We start from the raw sequence: 24261 nt of genomic DNA, 5'->3' as shown, positions 1-24261 counted from the left end.
GGACGGGTTACAAGGCGTCCGATATAAACTGATTAAATCGACTGAATTGAAGAAATTCGAGCATTAGTATGAACCAAGATTTTACACTTCCCGAAGAAGAAGGTTCGCCGATTAATTTTGAGCGGATCATTTCAGCCGCTAAGAGACGGTTTCTATTCTTTTTGATCCCGTTTGTGCTGGTTCTTGTGGGCAGCGTAGCTGTCATCTTGATTTTGCCGCCGCATTATACGTCCTTTGGTACCATTCTCGTTGAAACACAGCAAATCTCTCCCGATCTTATTGAATCAACAGTAAACACCGACCCCGATCAGCGGATCAGGATGATCCAGCAGCGGGTAATGACCCGGGAAAATCTTCTAAAAATCATCGACAAATTCAACGTCTATGGTGAAGACCGGAAATTTATGACGGTTTCTGAACTTGTATATAAAATGCAGGAGGAAATCGGGATTGAGGTTATTACATCGTCTTTTTCCGGCAGCAGGCGAGGGGATACGACAATCGCCTTCCTGGTCGCCTTCAGTCATGAGAACCCGCAGATTGCGACCGACGTTGCGAATGAATTGGTTACGCTGTTCCTGAGCGAGAATGTGCGAACGCGGACCGAACGGGCCTCCGAGGCCACGGCTTTCCTGGCAGATGAAGCAAACAAGGTGCGCCGCGAACTGACCAAGATCGAAACCGAGATTGTCGCGTACAAGCAAAAATATGGAAATGCCCTGCCCGAGCATCTTGGCCTGCGCCAGAGTATGCTGGAGAGGTCGGAAGAGCAAATTCGCGATCTCCGCCGGGATTTGCGAGCGCTTGAAGAAGACAAACGCTATCTCCAGATTGAACTGACTTCCGCCCGGTCTGGCCTTACCGCCAGCGGCGGCGAGCAATCCGAACTGGCACAAAACCTGGCTACCTTGAAGGATAGCTTGCTGGATGCCTCCACCCGACTGACGGATTCGCACCCGGATATCATTGCGCTTAAGAAGCGCATTGCGGCTCTCGAAAAGCAGGTGGAGCAGGAAACCTCATCTGCACTCGCGGCAGCGGCTCAGGAACAGTCCGCGTCAAGCGGTGTCTACAACCCTGTTGTTGAGAAGCTCCAGATCCGTATCGCTGCGACGGATGATAAAATTGCGGAAACGCGCCGCCAGATTGCCGCAACGAGCAAGAAGATTGCGGACCTGGAGGGAATCATTCTTGAAATCCCGCAAGTCGAGCGCGGCCTGACTGTTCTGGACCGGACCTATAACGACTTGCTGGAAAAGTTGAATTCACTTGAGTCCAAGCAGGCTCAGGCACAGCTGTCACAGAATCTTGAGGAAGAGAAGAAGGCGGAACGCTTTGTACTTCTGGAGCCGCCGATCGTACCGACGGAACCGGTTTCCCCGGATAGGAAGAAAATTCTTGGTATTGGCGGATTTCTTGCGCTTGTCATCGGCGTGGTCTGTGTTTTCCTGATCGAGCTGATCGACCGCCGAATTCATAGTGCCTCTGAACTGGAAGCAGTGCTCAAGCACCCGCCCATTGTGTCTATACCTTACATTCACACACGTCAGGAAAATGTACAGCATCGGATGAAAATCTTCCTGTACTTCCTCATTCCGATTGTCTTGTTTGCTCTGTTGCTGGTGGCTGTGCACTTTTTATACCAGCCGTTGGATGATCTGTTTTACAAGGTGTGGGTAGCTGTCGATAGACTATTGGTCTCATTTTAAGAGAGGACTGACGTGGAACGTATTAAGGAAGCCATTGCCAAGGCCAAGGAGAAAAAGTCTGGTGGTCTTTCGGAGCATACGAGCACCGCAAAAAAGGCTGCTCGTAACGCGGAGATCGTCGAAGGCCCGATCGTTTATAACCAGACTCGTGTTGTTGATCTCGACATGGCGCATCTGGAAGAAAACAGAATCATTACGCTGGATAGTGAAGACCCCAATTCAATCAGCTTCGATATTCTGAGAACACAGGTTCTCGCGAAGATGGAAGCCAATAACTGGCGGACCCTCGCTATCACGTCGCCAACACCGGCCTGCGGGAAAACGGTTGTCGCAATCAACCTGGCGCTCAGTATTGCCAAACAAACCGACTATACGGCTCTTCTCGTGGATTTCGATTTGCGTCGTCCTCAGGTGGCGGCCTATCTGGGGCTCCCGAAAGATAACTGCTTTGCAGATTTTCTCGACGGCAAGATCGAGTTTAACGACGTACTGATCAATCCCGGCATTCCCCGTTTTGTGGTTTTGCCAAACCGTCGGCCGATCAAGAATTCAACTGAAATTCTGACGTCGCGGAAAGTAAAAGCCGTGGTGGAGGATCTTCGAAACAGGTACGAGAAACGCATCTGTATTTTCGATTTACCGCCCCTGAAAGCGACCGATGACGCCATTGCTTTCCTTCCGCAGGTAGACTGCGTTTTGATGGTAGTAGCGAGTGGGGAGACCAAGCCGAGCGACGTCAAGGACTGCCGCCGCCAACTGCAATCGAACAACCTCTTGGGTGTCGTTCTAAACAAATCACAGGATGTCGCCAAAACTTACTATTACTAGATTTCGATGGCGACCCTGATTGCGGCAAGTTTGTCCGTCGCACGTTGACGTCAGAATTGAGTAAAGGAAGAATAGCGAGAGGATGAATGGAACTGGCCTTACAACGGATTGACCGAACGCGACTGTTGTTGCCAGCCCTCCTGTGCCTGGTTTTCCTGATCTATATACCCGATGGCATGCTGCTATGGGATGCATGGATGAATGTTGAGGAGTTCAGTCATGGCCCGTTGATGCTGGCCGTGGCACTGTATCTCCTCTGGGCGCGACGAGAACTTCTTTCTTCCTTCGATATCCGCGGTAACTGGATCGGTGTTGTTTTTTGCCTGATCGCGGTCGCGGTCTATGGATTGGCGGTCAAGGCAGGGATAGAAAATGTCCGTCACCTCAGCCTTTTTCTGTTGATCCTCGGCCTGTTCGTTGTGTTTGGGGGAGTTACCTATGGCCGCTATGTGCTGCCGTCCCTTATTTTACTGCCGTTTGTGGTGCCACCGCCCGCCTTTCTGAATGCCAACCTGACCTACGGCCTGCAGCTCCTTTCCACGGATATGAGTGTTGTATTGTTGCGTTTCGCAGGACTTTCCGTCTTTCAGGACGGAAATATCATCGATATGGGAACCATCAAGCTGGCAGTTGTCGAAGCCTGTGCCGGCCTTCGATATCTCTACCCGATGATCGGCCTGGGGGTTCTCCTGGCGATGCTGTTCGATATTCCGTTCTGGAAGCGGGCGCTTTTTGTTGCCATTGCCGGCATCGTGTCGATCATCATGAACAGCGTCCGGATATTTCTGACCGGCGCGTTTGCGGAATGGACGGATACGGCGGTGTCGGACGGATTCTTCCATCTTTTCGAAGGCTGGGTTTTCTTTCTGTTTTCTTTTGCGGTCATGTTGGCGGTTTGCTACCTCACGCTCAGCAAACGAGAAAAAGCGACGATCGGGGGCGGTGTCCTCAAGGTTTCCGTTCCTGCCGCACAGCAGTCGGAGAAGCCGGTGCGTCTGGGGCCAATTGTTGGTGCGCTGCTGATTTGCGTCGTGTTTGCCCCCGCCATCATAATGTTCCGGGGGATTGAGCCTGAAATACCCGAACGGCGGATGTTCAACAGCTTTCCCCTGAAAATCAATGACATGATCGCCGAGGAGGATGTGCTTCCCGGGGTGGAGCAAACCATCCTCAATATGAGCGACTATTTCCTCGGTCATTACCGCGGGGGCGAGATTCTGCCGATTACCCTGTTTATTGGGTATTATGATCAGCAATCCGCTGGCAGCACGCCGCATTCGCCGCGCGTCTGCATTCCGTCAGGTGGCTGGCAGATAGAAGAGCTGACAGAGATCTCGCTGAAAAATGGGGCACAGAGTGTGCCGGTCAACCGGGTGCTCGTTACCCATGGCGAAGACCGGTTGCTGGTGTACTACTGGTTTAAGCAGCGCGGGAAATATATTGCGAACGAGTATAAGGCGAAATTCAACCTGCTGTGGGGCGGGCTGTCGTCTGCACGGACAGATGGAGCCCTCATTCGGCTGTCGATGCCGATAATGGCAACAATGCCCGAAGCGCAGGCGGATGCGGAACTTTCTGCTTTTTCTGAAGAGTTGTTTAAGGTTCTCCCGGCATATGTACCGGACTAGACGATCAAGTGAATAACAATTGGTAAGTACAAAGTAATGTCGGATAACAACAGATCAAAAATCAACATCGGGTTGTTCGGTGCGGCGCCGGATACATCGAACATGGGCGTTTCTGCTCTTTTTGCGTCGACTGTTGAAGGGATCACAGAACGGCTGCCCAATGCCCGATTTTCCGTCTTTGACAATGAGCTCGGTAAACGGTCCAAAACCCACCAATTCTCGGACGGGAATTATTTTGACGTAGAGCATATCGGCATTCGCGCCGGCCATCGCTATTATCTGCCAGAAAATATCGTCACCGTTTCGGTAGCGTCCCGATTGGGTGCGTTTGGTGCAATGATGAACTCTGTCGTGCGGGATATTGACGGTTTTGATGTTGTTCTCGATATTTCTGGTGGCGATAGCTTTAGCGACATTTATGGGGTGAAACGTTTTATGAGCGTTGTCCGCCCCAAGCTGATTTCCCTTAAAAGGAATGTGCCGCTCATTCTGTTGCCCCAAACCTATGGACCTTATTTCGATTCAAAGTTGAACCGGATTGCAATTGAGGCGGTGAAGGGGGCGGATATGGCCTGGGCGCGTGATCCCCACAGCTTCGTGATCCTGAAGGACATGCTGGGGGATGATTATGATGCAACAAGGCACAGAAGCGGTGTCGATTTCGCCTTCGCCCTTGGCATTCGCAGTGCGGTGGACCTGATCGACGACGCTCTTCGTCAGGCGGTACTGGAGAAAAAGCCGGAAAAACCGGTTGTCGGCCTGAATGTGAGCGGTCTTATATATAATGATCCCAATGCCGCAGTGTCCCAATATGGTTTTAAGGCAGACTATAACGACATTATTCACGCATTTTGCGACTGGTTGCTTGCGGAAACAGATGCAAACCTGGTTCTTATCCCGCATGTTATGAGCGACCGCCAGTATACGGAATCGGACTTTGCAGCCTGCGAAAAGGTGGCCATGAGGGTTGAAGAGAAGCATAAAGACCGGGTATTTGTCTCGCCTGACACGCTTGACCAGAACCAGGTGAAATGGCTGATCTCCAAAATGGACTGGTTTTGTGGAACCCGCATGCACTCAACAATCGCGGCACTTTCAAGGGGGGTTCCCACGTCCGCCATCGCGTATAGTGACAAAACCAAGGGGGTATTCGAAACCTGCGGTCAGGGCGATGAAGTCTTCGACCCTCGCACGCTGGACACCCAGGCTGTCATCGAGGGACTGAAAGATTCGTACCTGCGGCGTGGCGATCTTCTTGCCTCGCTGGAAAAATCCCTTCCTGAAGTGAAGCAACGGGTTGATGACCAATTGTCGATTATCTCGAATTGCATTCTGGATATTGTAGCCAACAAAAATAATTAGCTCGAAAGGCCAACCGAATTGTTGATTAAGGGCCATCTAAGAAGCGGACTGTTTCTCTCGTTCGGTGGCGCCGTCGGCGCTTTAAGCACGTTTGCGCGTAACATCATCATTGCACGCCTGATCAGTGTGGAAGATTTTGGTATCGCGGCTACATTCGGGATCACGATGGCGCTGGTGCAGATGTCGACCGGCCTCGGGGTTGATCGGCTGATTGTACAGGCGACTGACGGGAACGAGCCTAAACTCCAGGGAACTGTGCAGGCGTTCAATATTCTGCGCGGGGTGGTGCTGGCGGTCATTATGTATGCGGTGGCAAGCCCGATCGCTCATCTTTTTGACCTGCCGGAGCTTATCTGGGCGTTTCAGTGGCTGGCCGTTCTGCCGTTGATAACCGGGTTTGTTCATATGGACGCTGCCCGTTTCCAGAGGGAAATGAAGTTCGGTCCCTCGGTCCTGGTTGAGAGCGTACCGCAAATAATCGCAGTCGCATTGTCTGCGCCGCTTGCGCTTTATTTCAAGGACTACCGGGTCATGCTGTGGATCATCACTGTGCAGGCGGCTTCCACGGTCGTTCTTTCCTTTCTTGTTGCGAAGCGGCGGTATTCCGTAGCGGTTGACCGGGAATTCCTGAACAGGATCTTGTCCTTCGGCTGGCCCCTGATGCTGAACGGAATATTGCTGTTCGGAATTTTCCAGGCAGACCGCGGCATCGTCGGTATCGCCTACAGCATGGAAGATCTCGGCTGGTTCAGTGCCGCCTTCACCCTGACCCTGTTTCCATCGATGGTATTCGCCAACGCCGCGCAGTCCTTCTTTATGCCGATGCTCTCCAAGGTGCAGGATGATCCGGAAAAACTGGAGGCCGGTTCTATCGCGACAATCAAGGCCTGCCTGATGATCGGGATCACCATCAGTGTCGGGTTGTCGCTCGCGGGACCGGCGTTCCTTCTCCTTTTGTTCGGAAATGACTACATCGGAGGGGTGCAGATTATCGCCTGGCTCGCCCTGATGCAGGGCATCCGGATGGCCAAGGCGGGCCCGACGATCGTTGCCATATCCTGCGGGAAAACCAAACTTCCCCTTTATGCGAATATTGTCCGGAGCTTTGCGCTTGTTTTCGCCCTTGTGGCGGTATGGCAGGGTTGGGGCGTGCTGGGCATCGTCATCGGTGGCATTATTGGCGAGACGATGGCAGTCGTTTACTTCCTGTTCCTGCTGACGCGAAAATTTGGCATTGATTTATCTTTGCTTTACAAATCTGTCGTAGTTTCAATGGTCCTTGTCGCAACGGCAATTTTTCTGTCGGCCAATTTTGCTACGGGTCAGGACCCCGTTTTCGAGATTGTCGGATCGATTTTGCTGACGCTGGCTGCGCTGGGCATATTTTTGCTATCGGCGCTGGATCTTGTGAAATGGCTCAAGCAGTCTGGCCATGGAAAAGTCGAGGCGCAGGTCTAGAATGTTAAACTCATTAATCAGAGTGGATTGTGGTATATGAAGGACAGATTTTCAGCCGAGAAGATCAGATGGGCGGAGCGTCAGCATGACCGGTCCCTCAGCTCTTTATCAACCCTGATCCTCCGCGCCTACAAATTTCGCGCATTACGTCGGGTTTGTCTATCCTTGTGCGACCGGCTTGAAGGCGGGTTTTTCTATTCTCAGACACGCCGGGAAATCATGAAGCAATATTATGGCGTCACGGTCGGCCGGTACAGCTACGGTCCCTGTCTTGATCCCGGTGTTTTTCCCTATGGGTCTGAAATCGGCGCTTATTGTTCCTTCGGTAGCGAGTTGATGGTTTTCCGGCGGAACCATCCGGCCGAAACCCTGACGCAACATCCGTTTTTCTATAATCGGTATCTCAATATCGTTGACCAAGACACCATACCGCTTGATCAAGACAACCCCCTCTCTATCGGGAACGATGTCTGGATTGGTAGCCGGACCACAATATTGCCGGGGTGCAAAAGGATTGGGGACGGTGCGATCATCGGAGCCAATTCCGTCGTTACAAAAGACGTCGATGATTTCGCGATTGTCGCCGGCAACCCGGCGAAAGAATTCCGCCGGCGTTTTACGCCCGAGGTGGCGGAACTGGTTAAGAAATCCGAATGGTGGAATCTCAGTCTTCCCGAGCTCATGAAAGCCAACGATCTTCTTTTCGATCCGGTCACAAAAGACGGGATAGCGCTGTTTATCCAGAATATGGAGAATACGGATAGGACTATGCCGCCGGAAGTAACCTTGAAAATGGCTGAACGCGAAAATGCAAGGGTTTGAGTTGTGAGTAAGAGTATCAAGGAAATTACTGACGTTACCAGCCGACAACTGTGTACTGGTTGTGGCGTTTGCGCGTTCATGGAGCCGGAGCGGTTTCAAATGGGTGATGCGCTGGAACTCGGGCGACGGCCTTTTGTCCGCGCAGATGCGGCGGCGGAAACCGGGAAGGCGCTTCAATCCTGCCCCGGCACAAACCTGACACATGCTTTTGACAAGAACGCTCCGGGCCTCAAGGTGGAACTCGCGGATGGATGGGGCCCTGTCCTCGACGTCTGGGAAGGATTTTCCGCAGATGAGAGCATCCGCAAGGGCGGCTCCAGCGGGGGCGCGGCAACGACCCTTGCCGTTTTTGGGATTGAGAAAAAGAGCTATGCCGGTGCCTTGCACATAAAAGCCCGCGGGGATATTCCTTATCTCAACGAGACCACCTTAAGCCGCAGCCGCGAAGAACTTGCGGCGGCCACCGGATCGCGTTACGCCCCGGCCAGCCCCTGTGACAGACTGGACCTGATGCTGAAAGAAGACGCGCCATCGGTTTTTATTGGCAAACCCTGCGATGTCGCCGCGGTCCAGAAGGCTCGTAAGCTGGACCCTGAACTTGATAAGAAGATCGGTGTGACGATCGCGTTTTTCTGCGCCGGGACGCCGTCGACAAAGGGAACTCTGGATTTGCTGAAAAGAGAGGGCGTTCCCGATCCGGCAAACCTCAAGAGCTTGCGGTTTCGTGGAAACGGCTGGCCCGGCATGTGGACAGCCGTTTATAATGATGACGCAGGTGAAGAAAAGTCTGTCGAGATGACCTATGCGGACTCATGGGGCTTTTTGCAGAAATACCGGCAATGGCGCTGCTACATCTGTCCGGATCATACGGGGGAATTTGCGGATATTGCAGTGGGTGATCCCTGGTACCGGCCGATCGAGGAAGGGGAACCAGGCAAATCCCTGATCGTTGCAAGAACTGAAAAAGGACGGCAATATATACTCGATGCGGCTGCTGCAGGCTATATCACGCTCGAAAATCACGATCTGTCGCTTTTTCCGCGTTCCCAGCCAAATTTGCTTGGGTCTAGAGGGAGCGTCTGGGCAAGATTACATATGCTGCGCCTGTTTGGGGCGGCCGTTCCCAAATATATTGGGTTCAAGATGGCGCGCTTCTGGTGGAGCGATTTAAGCCTGAACGAAAAAAGACAATCGATTACCGGGACAATTCTCAGGATTTTCAGAAAGCGCCTGAACAAGCGGATTGATGTGGAAAGCTGGACCCCGCCAGCAAAGGAAAAGGGATAATGGTCGGTATAACCGCCTTTGTTACTGTTGCCCTGGGCCTGCTTGCACTATTTGTGCGGCCGGGTACGGCCATCGGCGTCCTAATCGTTTCCATGCTGATTTGGCCGGAATTTCTCCGTGTGCCCATAGGGCCGGCGGATATGTCGGCGCCCCGCCTGATCGCCCTTGCATTGTTGGTTCGCTTTATTATTCAGGGCCGACATATAAAGATGAATGTCTGCTCGGTTGATTACCTGGTGTTCTTTCTCTGGGCCTGGACCGTCTTGGCTACCGTTCTTAGCGGTGCAGAATCCGGTAAAACCATCGAAATGATCGGTTATGGATTTGATACCGTCCTGATGTATTTTGTCGCAAGGCTGGGCATTCGGTCCATTCAGGATGCCGGTGGTATGGCGTTTCCCTTATTTTGCATTGCCGTCTTTATGTGCATCATGGGCTGGCAGGAATCCTATACTACCAATTCACCCTATGTCGGGCTGGACAGCTACCGGACCTGGGTCTGGATCGCGAAGGAACCGGAATTTCGTCTTGGCATGATGCGGGCGAAGGTCAGCACCTCCGTGCATATCTATTTTGGCATGGCAATGATGCTGATCGCCGGAATTGCCTGGGCGATCCGGAGCAATCCGCGGGTACGCAAGATGAGCACATTCACGGCCCTCTTCGCGGCGGTAGGTGGCCTCGCCTCCATGTCCAGCGGTCCCTGGCTTGCGATTGTTACACTTATCATCTGCAATATGTATATTTTGCGTCCGAGTTTGATCAAGCCAACGCTTTATGTGATGTTGGCGTTCGCCATATTCCTGGAGTTGGCTTCGAACCGTCATTTTTACAATCTCATCGACTATCTCGCACTTAACTCGACGACGGCTTGGTACCGGACCCGGTTGCTAGAGGTCGCAGTGGCGCAGTGGCGTGACTACTGGCTTGTTGGCTCCAGCGGAATAGACATTAACTACTGGGGCGGCCTGCTGGATGGTCGGCGCCATATCGATCTGGTCAATCATTTTGTGATTGTGGCTGTTAATGGCGGCATTCCGGCCTTCCTGATGTATATTTTCTCCCACGTCAATGCCGTGCGTTACGCGGCAAAGGCCAGGAAAACGTCGAAGGACCCTTATCGTCGGAAGCTGATTTTCTTCCTGATTTCCGCGCTTATTGCGCTGGATGTTTCCAGTATGTCAGTCGGATTGTATGAGCAGCCGTTGCTGCTGACCAATATCCTTCTGGGCATGCTGGTGAGTGCTGCTGTCGGGTGGAACGAAGTCACGGTAAGGGCGCGGCCCGCAGCTGCGTCGCAAATGCCGCAGGAAACGGCCCAAACGGCCCAACAATCGTCGAATGTGTCTAAGCCGTTATAACTGAATGAATTTTGAGGCCTAAAACTGGCGTGCCTTTTAATAAAAATTAACTCGAGATGATCTAGGTTTGCATCGAAGGGGATTTAGGCCGAAATGGAAGAACTCGAGCTAAGCGTCGTTATACCGCATTATAATGATCCGGCCGGCCTGGCGGCATGCCTGGCAACGCTGGAAGCGCAGACCTATGACAAGAGCCGGTTCGAGGTTATTGTCTGTGACAATAACTCTGTCGATGCGGTTACTGGTCTGGATGCGTATGATTTGAATGTTACCCTCGTCGTCGAGACCGCCCGCGGTGCCGGGCCCGCCCGCAATGCCGGCGCAAAGCTTGCCAAAGGAAAATTTCTCGCCTTTACGGATTGTGACTGCCTCCTGGATCCCGATTTTGTGAAAAACGGCCTCAAGCACATGCAGGACGAGGGCGAACGCAGTGTGATGGCCGGGGAAATCATCATCTATCCCGAACATGACCGTCCTAACGCCGTTGAGGCCTTCGAGATTACCTATTCCATGGATCAGGAAGGCTATACCAAGAAAGGTGATGCGGCGACCGGTAATATGTGGACGAGCCGTGTGCTTTTTGAAGAAGTCGGCCCCTTCCACGCGGATGTTGCCGAGGATACGGATTGGTGCCAGCGCGCCTACGCTATTGGCGCGAAATTCCATTTCGGCGGCGATTGCATTGCCAAGCATCCGGCACGCGCCACGCTGGAGGAATTGCGGGCAAAATGGAAACGCCAATCGGCGATGACATTCAATATGTGGAAGAAGGAGTCGGGTTTCGCGCTTAAATGGCCCGCGCTATGTGTGGCGACGGCGGCCTCCGCCGCACCGCATAGTATCCGCGCCTTAAAGGACCGGAAGCTTCCATATTTTTCAGACAAGCTGAAGTCGATTTTGATATTGTTTTGGTGTCGGTTCTTTCGCGCGAAGATCATGCTGGGATTTTACTTCAGTGGACTTGACCATATAGATCCCAATAAATATTGGACCAACACGTAAATTTACTCAGCGATACGCTGATTTTAGGATTTTAGCCATGTGCGGTTTAGCCGGATTCTTGAATTTCCCGAACCATGTTGATCATGCGAAAGCCGCATCTGTTATCCAGCAGCATCGCGGACCGGACTCACAGGATGTCTGGTCTGAGGAGAATATTTCGCTTGCTCATCAGCGGCTGTCGATCATCGACGTTGATCCGCGGTCGGACCAGCCGATGCAGAAGGATAAATATGTCATCGTCTATAATGGCGAGATCTATAACTATAAAGAGCTTAAAAAGACGCTTGAGACGCAATATGGGGTCCAGTTCAAGACGAATTCCGATACCGAGGTGGTCCTGGAGCTGTTCCGACTGAAGGGGCCGAAATGCCTTGAAGAGTTTATTGGCATGTTCGCCTTCGCGATCTATGACCGTGAGAAAAAGGAACTTTTTCTGGCCCGTGATCATTTCGGCATCAAACCCCTGTTTTTCTTTAAAAAGGGGAAGAATTTCTGTTTCTCCTCCGAGCTGAAGACAATTGCGAAAATCATTGATGAACCGTTCGCGGTGAATTTTTCGGCCCTTGCCGCCAGCATGCAGCTCCTCTGGCTGCCGGATCATTTCTGCATTTTGGAGGGCGTTCAAAAGGTACAGCCCGGGCAATATCTGGTTGTCGATACGGATGGGAGTATCAAGGAGACCACTTATTGGGAGCTGCCGGATTATCAAGCAGGCCCGATAGATGAGCGGGATGCGGTGGAAGAGCTGACAAAAAGCTTCGAGAGTTCCATCGACCGGCATCTGGTGTCCGATGTTGAGGTCGGCAGTTTCCTGAGTGGCGGCCTTGATTCATCACTGGTCAGCACCATCGCGCGGCGCAAGCTGGGTAAGCTGAAAACTTTCACTATCGGCATGTCGGAAGCGGACAAACGCGTTGAGCAGATGGCCGATGACCAGAAATATGCGGAAATGCTAGCCGAAAAAGAAGGGTTCGATCACGAGTCAATTGTCGTCAATCCCGACCTGATGTCGCTGCTTCCAAAAGTCATCTACAGCCTGGATGAGCCCATTGGTGATCCTGCCGCGCTCAATACCAAGTTGATCTGCCAGTCGGCGAAAGATATGGGAATCAAGGTTCTTTTGTCCGGTATGGGTGCCGATGAATTGCATTTCGGGTATCGCCGGCAGAAGGCCTGGCTGATGGCGGAAAAATACCGCAAACTGCCAGGAATTATACGCGGTCCCATTCGTGCAGTGACGGATGCCCTGCCGGTTCAGGTCGGCGGGCGGGGTTTTCGCCTTGGACGCTGGGCGAAGAAATTCCTCTCCTTCGCAGAGCTTCCTTCCAATGAAGCCTATCTCAGGAGTTATGCGCAGTATGACCAGCAGTCCCTGTCCGCGCTTATGCCGGATGTCGCGGAGAGTTCACTCGGCGCGCTCGCCGACTATCATGATGGCGTGATGGAATCCGCCTATCAGGACGACCCTTATAACAAGCTTTGTCAGACAGATATCAAGCTCTTTATGTGCGGCCTTAACCTCACCTATACGGACCGTTCCTCGATGTCGGAATCAGTAGAGGTGCGGGTGCCTTTCATTGACAGGGAATTTGTCGCCAGCAGCATGAACCTGCCGGGGCATATGAAATACACCAACGGCACCTCAAAATACCTGCTGAAGAAAGTGGCGGAAAAATACCTGCCGCAGGAGATTATTTACCGTCCCAAATCAAACTTCGCCGTTCCGATCCGCAGCTGGATTTCCGGCGAACTATCAGAAATGGTGGGAGATATGTTAAGCCCGGCGCGGCTGAAGGCTCGCGGCTGGTTTGATGCCGACTATGTGCAGCAGCTCATCAAGGACCATAAATCAGGGCGTCTTGATAATTCCGCACGGATCTATCAACTTCTCACTGCCGAGATATGGGCAGAACAGATGATGGACGGATAGGTTCCCGATGCCTATGGACTGGTAATTACGCGGGGGCCAATGGGCCGCGCCTCTTTCCAATAGCTGAAGTCATAGGCCTTGAACTGATCGACGGGCAGGAGGTCATAAATATTGTCGCCCATCCCGCGCGCGACGTTCGCCTGTTTTTTGGAGAAGAAGCCCCAGACCTCGTCCGGAATACCCTTATTGATATCGCCGCCGGGTTCCAGGCTCCAGCCATATTTCGAGGATTGCAGCCAGCTCAGGCCCGAATAGATATTGTGCGAGAAAACCCAGTCTTCCGGCGCCGGGGCAACGATCAGTCCGTCTATAATATTGTTTTTGATGATCGTTGACGGTTCTTCGCCGGGAATCTGTATGGATTTACCGGGCTCCACTTCCGCCAGCATCATGTTATGTAGGAAGTGCATGGAGCCGAACTGGCTTCCCCAGCTGCGAACGCGCCCAAGAAAGATATTGCTCAGGAGCCACATGCTGTTGGCTTCGTCAATATTCCCTGTGCCGTGGTAGGTAAAGGCGAAGGGGACATTATCGAACATATTCTCGGCGACAAGGATTGTCTTGTTCTTCAAGTAAACGGACATGCCGTTGCCATGGACGCCGAGAATGTCGGACAGCGTGTTGCCGGTAACCTGGATATTCTCCGTCTCGATAAGCCGGATACCAGTCCGCCCGATCTTGTGAATGACGTTGTCGCGAATGATGATGTCTTTCGAATACCCGAACCGGATGCCGGAGCTTTTCTGGCTATTGGTGATCGTATTATTGCTGACAATTACATTTTGGGCCTTATGAAGCTGTATGGCGCCTATCCCCTCAACCGACCGGAGGTGATCAATATAGTTATCGCGAATGGTAATATTTCGAACCGGATGTTCTGAATTGATGATGGCAGTTCCGCTGGCCCAGCCGTCATGGTCGCCAAAATAGTGTTTGATATGAAACCCCTCGATGACGAGGTTGCTTTGTCCGTTGATATTAAAGCCCGCCGGCAATTCGTTGATATAAAGGCGGCTATTCGCCATCGCCCCAGGGTTTTCGGGCCAGATCAAAATCTGTCCTGCTTCGTTATCGATAAAATACTCACCGGGCTGGTCGACATCCGATGGCCGGTTAAACAGTGCATAGTATGATTCGCGGTCGGTATAGGGGTCGTTGCCGGGCGGGTTAAACTTTATCGTACCCGTTGTTTTGTCAATCCCGGTCACTTCCGTCAACAATACCAGATTAGGTTTCATCCAGACCGCAATTCTCGCGTTCCACCAGTTGGACTCGTCTGTGTTATCGAGGCCACTGCCCAAGGTGATATAATCCCGACCCATGACAGAGGCGGCTCCGTCCCCGCCGACCACATTGTAATGCTCATAATCGTCAAACCAGAAGGGATCGGGCTGATTCGGTTCGCGCGCAATCCATACGCGTTCCTTGGAGAGGAACATGGGCGTAAACGGATTGACGTCGTCCTCCAGGCTGGACTTGAACAGTTTTTTCCAGTTGGGGTTATTGTAACAGTCACTGGCGGACGCGCAGGGCTTGAAGGCGGTTTTCAGTTCCTTGGCGCCACTCAGGATGGCGCGTTCCTTCCCCCAGCCATTGCCCCTGTAGGTGACGGGTTGGGTCTCCGAGCCACCCGCCGGAACAAAGATCTGGCCAAAATATTCACTCCCGCCCTTGAAATTGACGACGTCTCCCGCGCGCAGCTTGTAACTGCCGGCTTTTGATCCTGCGTTCGGGTCGCCGGGTGCGTGCTGCCAGGGGGTCTCCTTTGAAAGACCACTGTTGGCGTCGCTGCCCGTTTCAAAATCGACAAACAGGTCCTGCGCGACGGCAAGGTTCGCTGAAATGCAAACAACCGCGGTGAATGAATATATCAGATGCCGAATGCCCACGTTCCTGCTGCCCTCCCGTAATATGAATTGATGTTATTATAGTGCACGCTTGGCACAATTCCTTAGAAATTTGAGTGGCGGAACAGGTGGCCTTATCCTTAGTCGCTCACATTTGTCCAGATATTCCGTCGATCCCAGACACTCTTCCAGACCGCAACCGAGTCTCTTGAGCTTTGCCGACCGATCTTGCTAAGAACAAGATGTGCCATATACCGTGACAGCGGCCAGAGTTTCATCAACCACATGGCCATGCCCCGCGTAGCGGCGGGAAAATGCTTGTAGATGAGTGTCATTTTTGCCTTGATCAGGCGAACGAGTTTATCCGACTGCACGGTTTCAGATGCGCCGCCATGGTGAATGATTGTCGCGGCTGAAGTGACCATGGGGGTCGCCCCCGCCTTGGCGGCGCGGGCACAGAGGTCCGCTTCTTCGGCATACATGAAAAAGTCCTTGTCGAACCCGCCAAGGCTATTCCAGAAATCGCGGCGGATTAGGAAGAAACAGCCGGTCACGATATCGACCTGCCGAATGCCGTCGCGGTCCCAGCTGCCCATGCCCTCTGGATTAAAAAAACTGGAGTTGCGGAACATGGAGGAAAAGCCGAGCGCCTGGCTCGTAAGACTCCAGAGGCTCATATTCGACCAGCAGGAGGTTGGGTTGAGGCTTTTATCGGCGAACACGGTCCGCCCTCCCCAGATACCGGCATCCGGATAAGTTTTGGCGAAGGCCATCAGCTTATCGATCGCACCGTCAAGCACTTCCGTATCCGGATTGAGCAGCAGTAAAAACTCGCCTGTCGCCTCCTTGGCCGCGAGATTGTTGGCGGCAGCAAACCCAAGATTTTCATCCAGGCACATCACCTTTGCTTTATCCGCATACTGTTCGGTGAGGGCTTCGGCCGATCCATCTGTTGACGCATTATCGATCACGATAACCTCGAACGGCGTTTCCCGGGTTTCCGCAAAAGTCGTTTCAAGGGCTTTCAGTGTCATGTCACGGGTATTGTAACTGATGACGATAATCGAAATTGCGGGTGTCGTTGCCAACTCTGTACTCTGCTGCGATGAAAGGCTCATTAACTCCAGATCCTAAAAAATAACTTATGTATTGTAACGGAAATTCGATATGACTTTCCGGTAAATCTCGCCAGGACGGACAAACTATTGCCGAATTTAATTAAAATCCTGTTGCAAAAAATGAATTCCGTCTGATTAAAAGTAATTGCTTCACTGCAAATTTAAACAAATTAACTAATTATCGAGATTCTGTTACCTATATTGAAGCTTGTCGTCAGGAATAAAGAAAATTTGTCAGGGTTCGGGAATGTTTGCAGTCACTACGGTTGGTTTGTTGATAATTGCCGCTTTGGGGGTCTGGATTGTTCTTCCCTATTTGTACCGGCTCGGCAATGTCCGAAATCTCCAGGCACGCTGCCGTGAATCCAAAACGGTTGTGCTGACCTATGATGACGGGCCAAGTGCGAACTTCACTCCGGAACTCCTTGACTTGCTGGCCGAGTATAACGCGTCCGCTACATTTTTCGTGCTTGGGGTGCAGGCGGACAATAATGCGGAAGTTGTCCCGAAAATTATCGCGAATGGCCATGAGATCGGCAGCCATTCCTATGCGCATCTGAATGCGTGGAAAGATCTTCCATGGAAGGTGGCAAATGATATCGAGGCAGGAATAGATTGCCTCAGCCGCAACGAGGTGGACATTACCTATTTCCGGCCGCCAAATGGAAAAATCACGCTTGCGACGCTTTTGCAGACATTGTTCAAGGGTCGCCGCATGGCGTGGTGGACAATCGATTCTACGGATACCTGTCCGGAAACCATCCCGGCGGAGAAGCTGGCGGAGACCGTCAAGAACGCCGGTGGGGGCGTTGTCCTCCTGCATGATTTCGAACGCAAGACCGACAAGGACCGAAACAGGTTTGTGCTGGAGGCGACCCGGCAGCTGCTTGAGATGGCAAAGGCGGAAAATTTCTCTGTCCGGACATTTGGACAGCTGCAGCAGCAAGCCTGACGTAGATTATTTGAAGTAAAGAGATTGAGTATTCATGTCTGAAAAACCGAAAGTATTGGCGATATCCTCGGCGGGAGGCCACTGGGTTCAGCTGCAGCGGCTTCGCGCGGCCTGGGACGATTGTGATGCTGTCTATGTCACCACGAAGGAAGGCTACCGGGAAGACCTGGTGGCTGATGCGGAACGCCGGGGGCAATCCATTCCGAAATTTTACCGGGTGGTGGATGCCAACCGGTGGCAGAAGTTCCGTCTTCTGCGGCAGTTGGTCGGCATATTGATGATCCTGATCCGCGAACGGCCCGACGTGGTTGTCTCGACCGGTGCGGCAGCAGGGTTTTTCGCTCTTAAGATTGGCCGGCTTATGGGTGCGCGCACCATCTGGGTAGACAGTATCGCCAACGCCGGAGCCTTATCCTTGTCCGGCCAGAAAGCCGGCGGTTGCGCCGACCTCTGGCTCACGCAATGGGAGCACCTGGCCACCGGCGAGACGGGTAAAAAAGGTCCGGAATTCAAGGGGTCAGTCGTATGATATTTGTAACCGTTGGCCATGAGCTTCGCTTTGACCGCCTGATCAAGGGACTTGATAACTGGGCGCTGGACTCTGGCTATAAAGATATATTCGCACAGGTCGCAGAACTTGGTGAGGAAGGGTACAAACCCCGCAATTTCGCCTGGCAGAGCTTTCTCGATCCCGATAACTTCAAAAGCAGGTTTGAGGGAGCGGACCTGATTGTCGCCCATGCCGGCATGGGAACAATCATTACCGCTCTGACGATGAAGAAACCACTGCTGATCATGCCGCGCAAGGGAGCGCTTAAAGAGACTCGCAACGATCACCAGATTGCTACGGCGGAACAATTCGCCCGGCGAAGCGGGATTTATGTAGCCAAGGATGAGACGGAACTGGGTCCTGTTCTTGATGAATTGATTGCCAATCCTCCCTCCAAAATCAATGAGGCCGCCAGCGAGTTTGCCGAGCCGCAACTGCTTCAGTCCATCCGCAATTTCATTTATGACGGACGGGCACCAAAAGGCTTGTAAACTCGGAAAATACCGAGGGAACCATTAAACATATCTTGAGAAATCGCCGATAAATTGGTGGCTATCACGAACCGACTTATCCATGCGCTTGCTTTTGTACCATGAGCTGTTTGATGGAATGTGTAGCGGTAAAATGAAATTGCCTGATTGAAGCAACAATTCATTTTATATATGTGTAATACTGGTTATCCAGCGTAAATGAAAAGGGACAGAAGGTTTAACAATGACACTTGGAAGTATATTCGGGTCTTTTAAGTCACGACTAACAAGTGTTGCCGCACTAGTTATAATCGTTTTCACCCTTTCCGCCTGCGATTCGCCTGAGGAAAAGGCGCAGGCTCATTTCACCGCCGGAATGACATTTGTCGAGCAAGGTAACTTCGTTAAGGCGGGAATTGAATTTCGGAATGCCCTGCAACTCAAGGAAAACTTCGCTGACGGCTGGTATGGGCTCGCCCTCGTCGAGGAGAGCGAGGGAAACTGGCGGAAATATGCAGGCGATATCCTCAAGGCGATCGAGATTGATCCAAAACATCTGAAGGCGCAGGTACGTTACGGCAAGATTATGCTGCTGTCGGGCAAATTGGAGAATGCGCTGGAAACCAGTGGCCTTGTCATGGAGCTGGCCCCGGACAACCCGGATGCCCTGGCCTTGAAATCTGCGGTCATGTTCCGGTTGGGCGATAAAACAGGGGCAATCGCAGCCGCGGAAAAGGCGTTGGAGATTGACCCGTCAAATATTGACGCGATCCTTATTCTATCAGCGGAAAAACTTTCTACAGGAGATGCAACCGCCGCCGTAAAAATTCTCGATGAAGGCCTTGTCCACAACAAGGGGAATGCTCAGCTGCAGGTCGTAAAGATCCGGGCACTCGAAAATCTCGGGCGAACGGAAGACATTATTGAGGTGTTTTCCCAGCTTATCGCTGATAATCCGGATAATGCCGCCTTTCGCAAAAGCCTTGTCCGTTTCTATCTGAAGAATGACCGACAGGAAAAGGCAGAAGAAGAAATTCGCAAAATTGCAATGGAACATCCGGAGGATGTTACCGCCAATCTGGATGTCGTCCGTTTTGTCAAATCAACGAAGGGCGATGATGCGGCGGCCCACGAGTTGGAGCAGCTGATCGAGAAATATCCGAATGTCGTCGACTATCGCTTTGCGCTGGCGGCGCTTGCGGAGGCAGGAAAAGACGACGAGCGGGCCATGGTCATTCTCGGATCAATTATTGATCGGGCGAGTACGGTTGAAGATGAGATTGCTGCCAGAAACAAGCTGGCACAGCTTCATTTCTCGCGAGGGGATTACAAGGAAGCAGAGAGCCTTGCCGGGGATGTGCTCAATATTGATCCATCCAGTACGGATGCGCTGGTCCTTGTTGGTGCCATGCAGATTGATCGGGGTGAGATAGACGCGGCTATCGCGAACCTGCGTTCTTCCATGCGTCAGCAGCCACGTTCTGTCCGGGCTTCACTTCTTCTTGCAAAGGCTCATGAAATCAACGGCAGTATGGAACTTGCTGAAGATCGCTTTGCGGCGGCGTATCGCTTTAGCAATCAGGCGCCACGGGTCGGCACGGTCTACGCCCAGTTTTTCATTCGTCATGGTGAGATGCAGAGGGCTGAACGGCTGCTTGAAAAGATCGCAGAAAATAACCCGAATGAAACGGGCGTCTTGAAGATGTTGGCCGAGGTAAAGCTGAGAAAGCAGGATTGGGTTGCGGCGGAGGAAATCGCCGAACGCCTGCAGGCGCTCGATGGTGCGGATTCGGCAGGATATCAGATTAGCGGTGCGGCGCTGGCAGGCTTGCAAAATCTCGAGGAAAGCCGGAGCGCGTTCGAGAAGGCTTATGAAGTGACACCCGAAGCAGGGCAGGCGATGAAATCGCTGGTCCAGGCCTATCTTCGCGACGGGGATGTTGAGAAGGCGGAAAATTTTCTCAGCAATGTGCTCGCCAACAGCCAGAGGAACTATCTCGCCAGCAGGTTTCTTGCCGAAATAAAATTTAGCAAGAACCAGCCTGAGGAGGCTGTGAAGCTGATCCGGGATGCCATCGCCGGCGACCCGCAGGAGGAATCGGGTTACGTCATTCTGGCAAAGTATTTTCTGTCGGTCGGCAAAAAGAAAGACGCCTCTGAAGTCCTAAGTGAAGGCCTGAGGGCAATCCCTGACGGGTTCATGCTGAATATGATGCAGGCGGGCATTTATGAAGTGGACGGCGACATTTCCGCCGCCATCGCAGTTTATGAGAAGCTGCTAGAAAGCCGGCCGAACTCGGAAATTGTGGTCAATAACCTCGCCAGCCTGATTGCAGAGAATGCCGAGAATGAAGTGGAATTGCAGGGGGCTTACACCCTTGCGAAGCGGTTCAGAAACTCTAAAGTACCTTATTTCCAGGATACGCTCGGTTGGATTCACTACCGGCTGAAAGAATATGACATGGCGACCCCGTTGCTACGGAGCGCGGTCGAAAAAGAGCCAAATATGGCGATCCTGCGCTATCATCTCGGGATGGCCTATAAAGCGGAAGGCAATCGGGGCAAAGCTATAAAGGAGCTTGAACAAGCGCTAGCGTTAGGTAAGTCGCAACATTTTCCGGAGAACGTGGATGCGGAAAAAGCGCTTGTGGAACTCCGTGCGATGCCAAAAACAAACTGATTTGTAATAGTATATTGATTACGCCGAATTAACGGGTGAAAGCAGATTTAAATGTATAGAGAATTCTACGGGTTAGAGCAGAAACCCTTTTCCATCCTGCCCGACCCAAATTACCTGTATTGGGGGCACAGCCACTCGCTCGCCTATTCGATGCTCGAATACGGGGTGATGAACCGGGCCGGCTTTACGGTTGTCACTGGCGAAATCGGGTGCGGGAAGACAACGCTTATCCGTCATCTTCTCGACCGGCTGGATGAGGAATTCACCGTCGGGCTGGTGTCCAATATACAGGATGGAGACCTGTTGCAGTGGGTTCTGATGGCTTTTGGTCAAACCTATGAGGGAAAATCCCACGTTGGACTGCATGATGAGTTGCAGCAGTTCCTGATCCGCGAATATGCGGAAGGTCGCCGGACAATCCTTATTGTGGACGAAGCCCAGAACCTTGGCCCAAAGCTCCTAGAGCAGCTCCGGCTGCTTTCCAACATCAATGCCGACAATGACCAGCTCCTCCAGTTAATTCTGGTGGGCCAGCCGCAGTTGAAGGGATTGTTGCAGGCACCAGAACTTACCCAGTTCGCGCAGCGTATCGCCTCGGATTTCCACCTTGCGCCTCTGACAGCAGAAGATATCGATGCCTACATCAAGCACCGTCTTTCCATAGCGGGGCGGGATTTGCCATTGTTCACCATGGATGCCTGTGAAGCACTGTTTGAAGCGAGCCGGGGTATTCCGCGTATTATCAATATCCTGGCCGATACCTGCCTGGTGTATGGATTTGCCCGTATGGCACCGGAAATCGACGGCGGAATTGTCGAAGAAGTGATCCGGGACAAGCGAACCCATGGCATTTTCGATGTCGGCGCGCCGAAGGGCGCGGAGGACACACGCCGCCTGCCCGTTCAGTCAAGAGAAGAAGTGGAAGAGGAGAAACCGGCACTCGTGATTCACGACAAAGAGCTTGCGAAGCTGATCGTCAAGAAATTACAAAACCTCGGTTAAGTCTCACAAAGAAAACGCCCGGAGCAACCTGGCGGCAAGGACCGCAAATTTGCTTCGGGCGTTCGTTCTTGTAGAGCCTAGAATTCTTTTCTGACAGAGACGGAAACCGTGTTTTCCCGAAGGTCGTTGCCATCAGTGTCGCTATCACGGTTGTAATAGCCGTAGGAAAGCTCCCCGATCAGACTGGCCGAAAACTGGTAGTTAATTCCTGTCTGGCCGTAATATGCTTTTTCCTTACCGCCGGAAACCTGTGGATCAAGGATTTCGGAATAACCGCCGAGCAGGGACCATTCAAGACGGCGCGACAGCTGTCTTGAATATCGGCCGTCAAATGAGACCACCTCTTCATCCGTGCCATCATCAAGAAAATCGCGGACGATATAGCTGGCGGCGGCAGTATAAGTATTGCGGCCCTTTTCTCCGGTTAAGCCTAACGATGCTGTTTTCGACTTGGTAATGGCATCCGTATAGCCGCCCGGGAAATAGTTCGGATTGACGAGACGGCCGTTTGTATCAAGAACGCGCGTATTGGCGAAGGAGTCCCCGGAGCCCGCGACATCAACATGGTATCCACCGATCAGGCTTGCTTCGCTTGAGATCTGATACGTCAGATCCGCATCCACGATGCCACCGCCGAAGCGATGGCCGACCTGAACACTTAGATCTGTTCTTGGACCGGGTGTCAGGCGGACGCCACCGCTGTAAAAGGCGCCACTGATTTGCTCGTTATCAATATTCTCGCCGTCAAATTCATCCCAACCGGCTGACGCGAGCAGTGCCACATACCGATTAATCGGCATCTGTCCGGAGCCCTTGAAAGTCGCGCGTTTAAGATCGTCACCGTTTTTGACCTGGTTGTCGAGAGCAAAGGCTTCCGCCGCCCATTTCGTGCGGGCAAATTCGCGACCGCTCAGCAGGCTGAGGTCAACTCGGTGGGTTTGGGTATCAGATGGTTCAGAAGAGGCGATATCGGAATTCGTATCCGTAAAGTCAACCAGGCTGTAGCTATAGCGCGCGACACCGGTCGCAAAACCGCCAAAGTCATGCTGATAATAGGGGCTGATCCGCGCGTTCAGAACGCGGGTACTGTCGCCGGATGTCGTCCGGTCAGAAAAGGACGTATCCCCGTCGCTGGAAAAGCGTTCTTCCGTCAGGGCGATTTCCGTATCGAGGAACAGATGCTCCTGGAGGAGTTCAGTGTTTGCGGACGCCAGCAGGTTATGCGTAAATCCGTTCAGGTCTGAATAGCGCCCATATATATCGTAACCAAGGTCATAGGAAGCGGTGAGTTGCAGGCGTCGTCCCACACCTTCGATCATAAAACCGGCACTCAGGTTTGTTATAAAGTCATCTTTTCTGTCTGAAGAGGTGCCGAAAGCATTATCGGTGTATGTTTCACTCAAGCCGATATAAGGACTGAACATCCATTCCGCGGCCTGGGCGTTTCCCGATGAAACCAGCATACCGCCGGCGACGATACACCCGACCGCCAACGACATGCGTGATTTTTTTCCGAAAACTAGCTGGTTTGCATTTAGCACAATGCGACTACCTTCTATTTGATTCCACCCTCAACAAACGGCAATCAAAATTGCCGTCAATCCTAGAACCAGCTTTGCGGGATGATGAGAATATCGCCGGGCAACAGCGGCACGTTTGCCGATACATCGCCATCGATAATCAGGTCATCAAGGCGAACGCCGTAGGATTTCTTTTCTCCACCCTCATTTCTGACAATAACCGCGCGGTTCCCGGCGGCAAATTCAGTCATACCGCCGACGGCGATAATGGCGTCAAGAACCGTCATGTCATTGCGGTAAGGAATGGCTTTCGGTTCAGCCGCCTGTCCGACAATGCGAATCTGCTGATCATACGGGCCGTTAAAGGACCTGATCGTTACAGTTACAAGCGGATCCTTAACATATTTGGCGAGGACCTTTTCCAGATCACGAGCAAGCTCCTGTGACGTTTTGGAGGCCGCCATCATATCGTCAACCAACGGAGTTGAAATGCGGCCATCGGGGCGAACCGGCACAGTGACCGATAGATCCGGATTCTGCCATACGAAAACATCCAACTCATCCTGCGGTCCAATAACATACTGGGGCGCAGTCCCTAAAGACGCGGGAGCGTCAGAGGCAGCCTGGTTTTGTGCCGCACAAGCTGAAACAAACAGTGCCAGTGAAATCAAGATTGTCCGGGTGGCAACGGACTTTATCTTTAGAAGTGTAAACACGTAAGTGCCTCCCCCTTAT

18 protein-coding genes and 1 pseudogene are annotated in these 24261 nt (G+C 52.4%); 15 read left to right on the top strand and 4 right to left on the bottom strand.

The features are described 5' to 3' along the window. The first annotated feature begins 68 nt into the window (after positions 1-68). The 10 genes and pseudogenes from J0X12_RS03565 to asnB all read left to right on the top strand — a co-directional run bounded on the left by J0X12_RS03565 (position 69) and on the right by asnB (position 13387). Positions 69-1709, top strand: a complete 1641-nt coding sequence (locus tag J0X12_RS03565; protein ID WP_207042331.1) for a GumC family protein — start codon at positions 69-71, stop codon at positions 1707-1709. Between the two features lie 12 nt (positions 1710-1721). Continuing rightward, a complete protein-coding gene (locus J0X12_RS03560) occupies positions 1722-2537 on the top strand; it encodes a P-loop NTPase family protein (RefSeq protein ID WP_207042329.1) in 816 nt (271 codons plus the stop codon). Positions 2538-2623: 86 nt separating this feature from the next. Further along, positions 2624-4165, top strand: coding sequence for a VPLPA-CTERM-specific exosortase XrtD (gene xrtD / locus J0X12_RS03555; protein WP_207042327.1), 1542 nt, complete (start codon positions 2624-2626; stop codon positions 4163-4165). Between the two features lie 36 nt (positions 4166-4201). Continuing rightward, the gene (locus J0X12_RS03550; RefSeq protein WP_207042324.1) at positions 4202-5527 is read left to right on the top strand and encodes a polysaccharide pyruvyl transferase family protein; all 1326 of its coding nucleotides are present in this window, start codon (positions 4202-4204) and stop codon (positions 5525-5527) included. Between the two features lie 18 nt (positions 5528-5545). Beyond that, positions 5546-6985: an oligosaccharide flippase family protein gene (locus J0X12_RS03545; protein WP_207042323.1), complete on the top strand. Its 1440-nt coding sequence runs from the start codon at positions 5546-5548 to the stop codon at positions 6983-6985. A gap of 453 nt (positions 6986-7438) precedes the next feature. Next, positions 7439-7553, top strand: a pseudogene (locus J0X12_RS17555) (DapH/DapD/GlmU-related protein); the annotation flags it as partial. Between the two features lie 257 nt (positions 7554-7810). Then, positions 7811-9094, top strand: a complete 1284-nt coding sequence (locus tag J0X12_RS03535; protein WP_207042321.1) for a Coenzyme F420 hydrogenase/dehydrogenase, beta subunit C-terminal domain — start codon at positions 7811-7813, stop codon at positions 9092-9094. Beyond that, entirely contained in the window at positions 9094-10455 is a 1362-nt protein-coding gene (locus J0X12_RS03530; protein ID WP_207042320.1) for a hypothetical protein, read from the top strand. Before J0X12_RS03535 ends, J0X12_RS03530 begins: the two co-directional genes overlap by 1 nt. 93 nt (positions 10456-10548) lie before the next feature. Next, a complete protein-coding gene (locus J0X12_RS03525; protein WP_207042318.1) occupies positions 10549-11457 on the top strand; it encodes a glycosyltransferase family 2 protein in 909 nt (302 codons plus the stop codon). A gap of 37 nt (positions 11458-11494) precedes the next feature. Continuing rightward, positions 11495-13387 carry an asparagine synthase (glutamine-hydrolyzing) gene (asnB, locus tag J0X12_RS03520; protein ID WP_207042317.1) on the top strand — a complete coding sequence of 631 codons (1893 nt, stop codon included), beginning with the start codon at positions 11495-11497 and terminating at the stop codon, positions 13385-13387. A gap of 11 nt (positions 13388-13398) precedes the next feature. Here asnB and J0X12_RS17550 read toward each other — a convergent pair whose 3' ends face one another. Together J0X12_RS17550 and J0X12_RS03510 are read right to left on the bottom strand one after the other, a co-directional pair. Beyond that, a complete protein-coding gene (locus J0X12_RS17550; protein ID WP_207042316.1) occupies positions 13399-15276 on the bottom strand; it encodes a right-handed parallel beta-helix repeat-containing protein in 1878 nt (625 codons plus the stop codon). Between the two features lie 98 nt (positions 15277-15374). Continuing rightward, complete coding sequence (locus J0X12_RS03510) at positions 15375-16352, bottom strand: glycosyltransferase family 2 protein (RefSeq protein ID WP_207042315.1); 978 nt, start codon at positions 16350-16352, stop codon at positions 15375-15377. A gap of 247 nt (positions 16353-16599) precedes the next feature. Here J0X12_RS03510 and J0X12_RS03505 point away from each other — a divergent pair, with 247 nt between their 5' ends. From J0X12_RS03505 to J0X12_RS03485, 5 genes are all read left to right on the top strand, one after another. Next, positions 16600-17304, top strand: coding sequence for a polysaccharide deacetylase family protein (locus tag J0X12_RS03505; protein WP_207042314.1), 705 nt, complete (start codon positions 16600-16602; stop codon positions 17302-17304). Positions 17305-17338: 34 nt separating this feature from the next. Next, positions 17339-17833 (top strand): glycosyltransferase family protein, encoded by a 495-nt coding sequence (locus J0X12_RS03500; RefSeq protein WP_207042309.1) that lies wholly within the window; start codon positions 17339-17341, stop codon positions 17831-17833. After that, positions 17830-18345: a glycosyltransferase gene (locus tag J0X12_RS03495; protein WP_207042306.1), complete on the top strand. Its 516-nt coding sequence runs from the start codon at positions 17830-17832 to the stop codon at positions 18343-18345. Before J0X12_RS03500 ends, J0X12_RS03495 begins: the two co-directional genes overlap by 4 nt. Positions 18346-18568: 223 nt before the next feature. Further along, positions 18569-21004: a tetratricopeptide repeat protein gene (locus tag J0X12_RS03490; protein ID WP_207042305.1), complete on the top strand. Its 2436-nt coding sequence runs from the start codon at positions 18569-18571 to the stop codon at positions 21002-21004. Between the two features lie 51 nt (positions 21005-21055). After that, the gene (locus J0X12_RS03485; protein WP_207042302.1) at positions 21056-22006 is read left to right on the top strand and encodes an ExeA family protein; all 951 of its coding nucleotides are present in this window, start codon (positions 21056-21058) and stop codon (positions 22004-22006) included. Positions 22007-22083: 77 nt separating this feature from the next. Here J0X12_RS03485 and J0X12_RS03480 read toward each other — a convergent pair whose 3' ends face one another. Continuing rightward, a complete protein-coding gene (locus J0X12_RS03480; protein ID WP_207042300.1) occupies positions 22084-23505 on the bottom strand; it encodes a TIGR03016 family PEP-CTERM system-associated outer membrane protein in 1422 nt (473 codons plus the stop codon). A 104-nt stretch (positions 23506-23609) separates the two neighbouring features. After that, a complete protein-coding gene (locus tag J0X12_RS03475; RefSeq protein ID WP_207042299.1) occupies positions 23610-24242 on the bottom strand; it encodes an XrtA/PEP-CTERM system exopolysaccharide export protein in 633 nt (210 codons plus the stop codon). Between the last annotated feature and the right edge of the window lie 19 nt (positions 24243-24261).

It is taken from the genome of Sneathiella sedimenti (assembly GCF_017313765.1).
GTDB classification, from domain to species: Bacteria; Pseudomonadota; Alphaproteobacteria; order Sneathiellales; family Sneathiellaceae; genus Sneathiella; species Sneathiella sedimenti.
This window is presented reverse-complemented; position numbering and strand designations above follow the sequence as displayed.

Excerpts from the sequence above, each read along its gene's own strand:
- xrtD (WP_207042327.1), top strand. The coding sequence starts at position 2,624 with ATGGAACTGGCCTTACAACGGATTGACCGAACGCGACTGTTGTTGCCA.
- J0X12_RS03480 (WP_207042300.1), bottom strand. The coding sequence starts at position 23,505 with ATGTCGTTGGCGGTCGGGTGTATCGTCGCCGGCGGTATGCTGGTTTCA.
- J0X12_RS03525 (WP_207042318.1), top strand. The coding sequence starts at position 10,549 with ATGGAAGAACTCGAGCTAAGCGTCGTTATACCGCATTATAATGATCCG.
- J0X12_RS03505 (WP_207042314.1), top strand. The coding sequence starts at position 16,600 with ATGTTTGCAGTCACTACGGTTGGTTTGTTGATAATTGCCGCTTTGGGG.
- J0X12_RS03510 (WP_207042315.1), bottom strand. The coding sequence starts at position 16,352 with ATGAGCCTTTCATCGCAGCAGAGTACAGAGTTGGCAACGACACCCGCA.
- J0X12_RS03565 (WP_207042331.1), top strand. The coding sequence starts at position 69 with ATGAACCAAGATTTTACACTTCCCGAAGAAGAAGGTTCGCCGATTAAT.
- J0X12_RS03550 (WP_207042324.1), top strand. The coding sequence starts at position 4,202 with ATGTCGGATAACAACAGATCAAAAATCAACATCGGGTTGTTCGGTGCG.
- J0X12_RS03530 (WP_207042320.1), top strand. The coding sequence starts at position 9,094 with ATGGTCGGTATAACCGCCTTTGTTACTGTTGCCCTGGGCCTGCTTGCA.
- J0X12_RS03495 (WP_207042306.1), top strand. The coding sequence starts at position 17,830 with ATGATATTTGTAACCGTTGGCCATGAGCTTCGCTTTGACCGCCTGATC.
- J0X12_RS03490 (WP_207042305.1), top strand. The coding sequence starts at position 18,569 with ATGACACTTGGAAGTATATTCGGGTCTTTTAAGTCACGACTAACAAGT.
- asnB (WP_207042317.1), top strand. The coding sequence starts at position 11,495 with ATGTGCGGTTTAGCCGGATTCTTGAATTTCCCGAACCATGTTGATCAT.
- J0X12_RS03500 (WP_207042309.1), top strand. The coding sequence starts at position 17,339 with ATGTCTGAAAAACCGAAAGTATTGGCGATATCCTCGGCGGGAGGCCAC.
- J0X12_RS03485 (WP_207042302.1), top strand. The coding sequence starts at position 21,056 with ATGTATAGAGAATTCTACGGGTTAGAGCAGAAACCCTTTTCCATCCTG.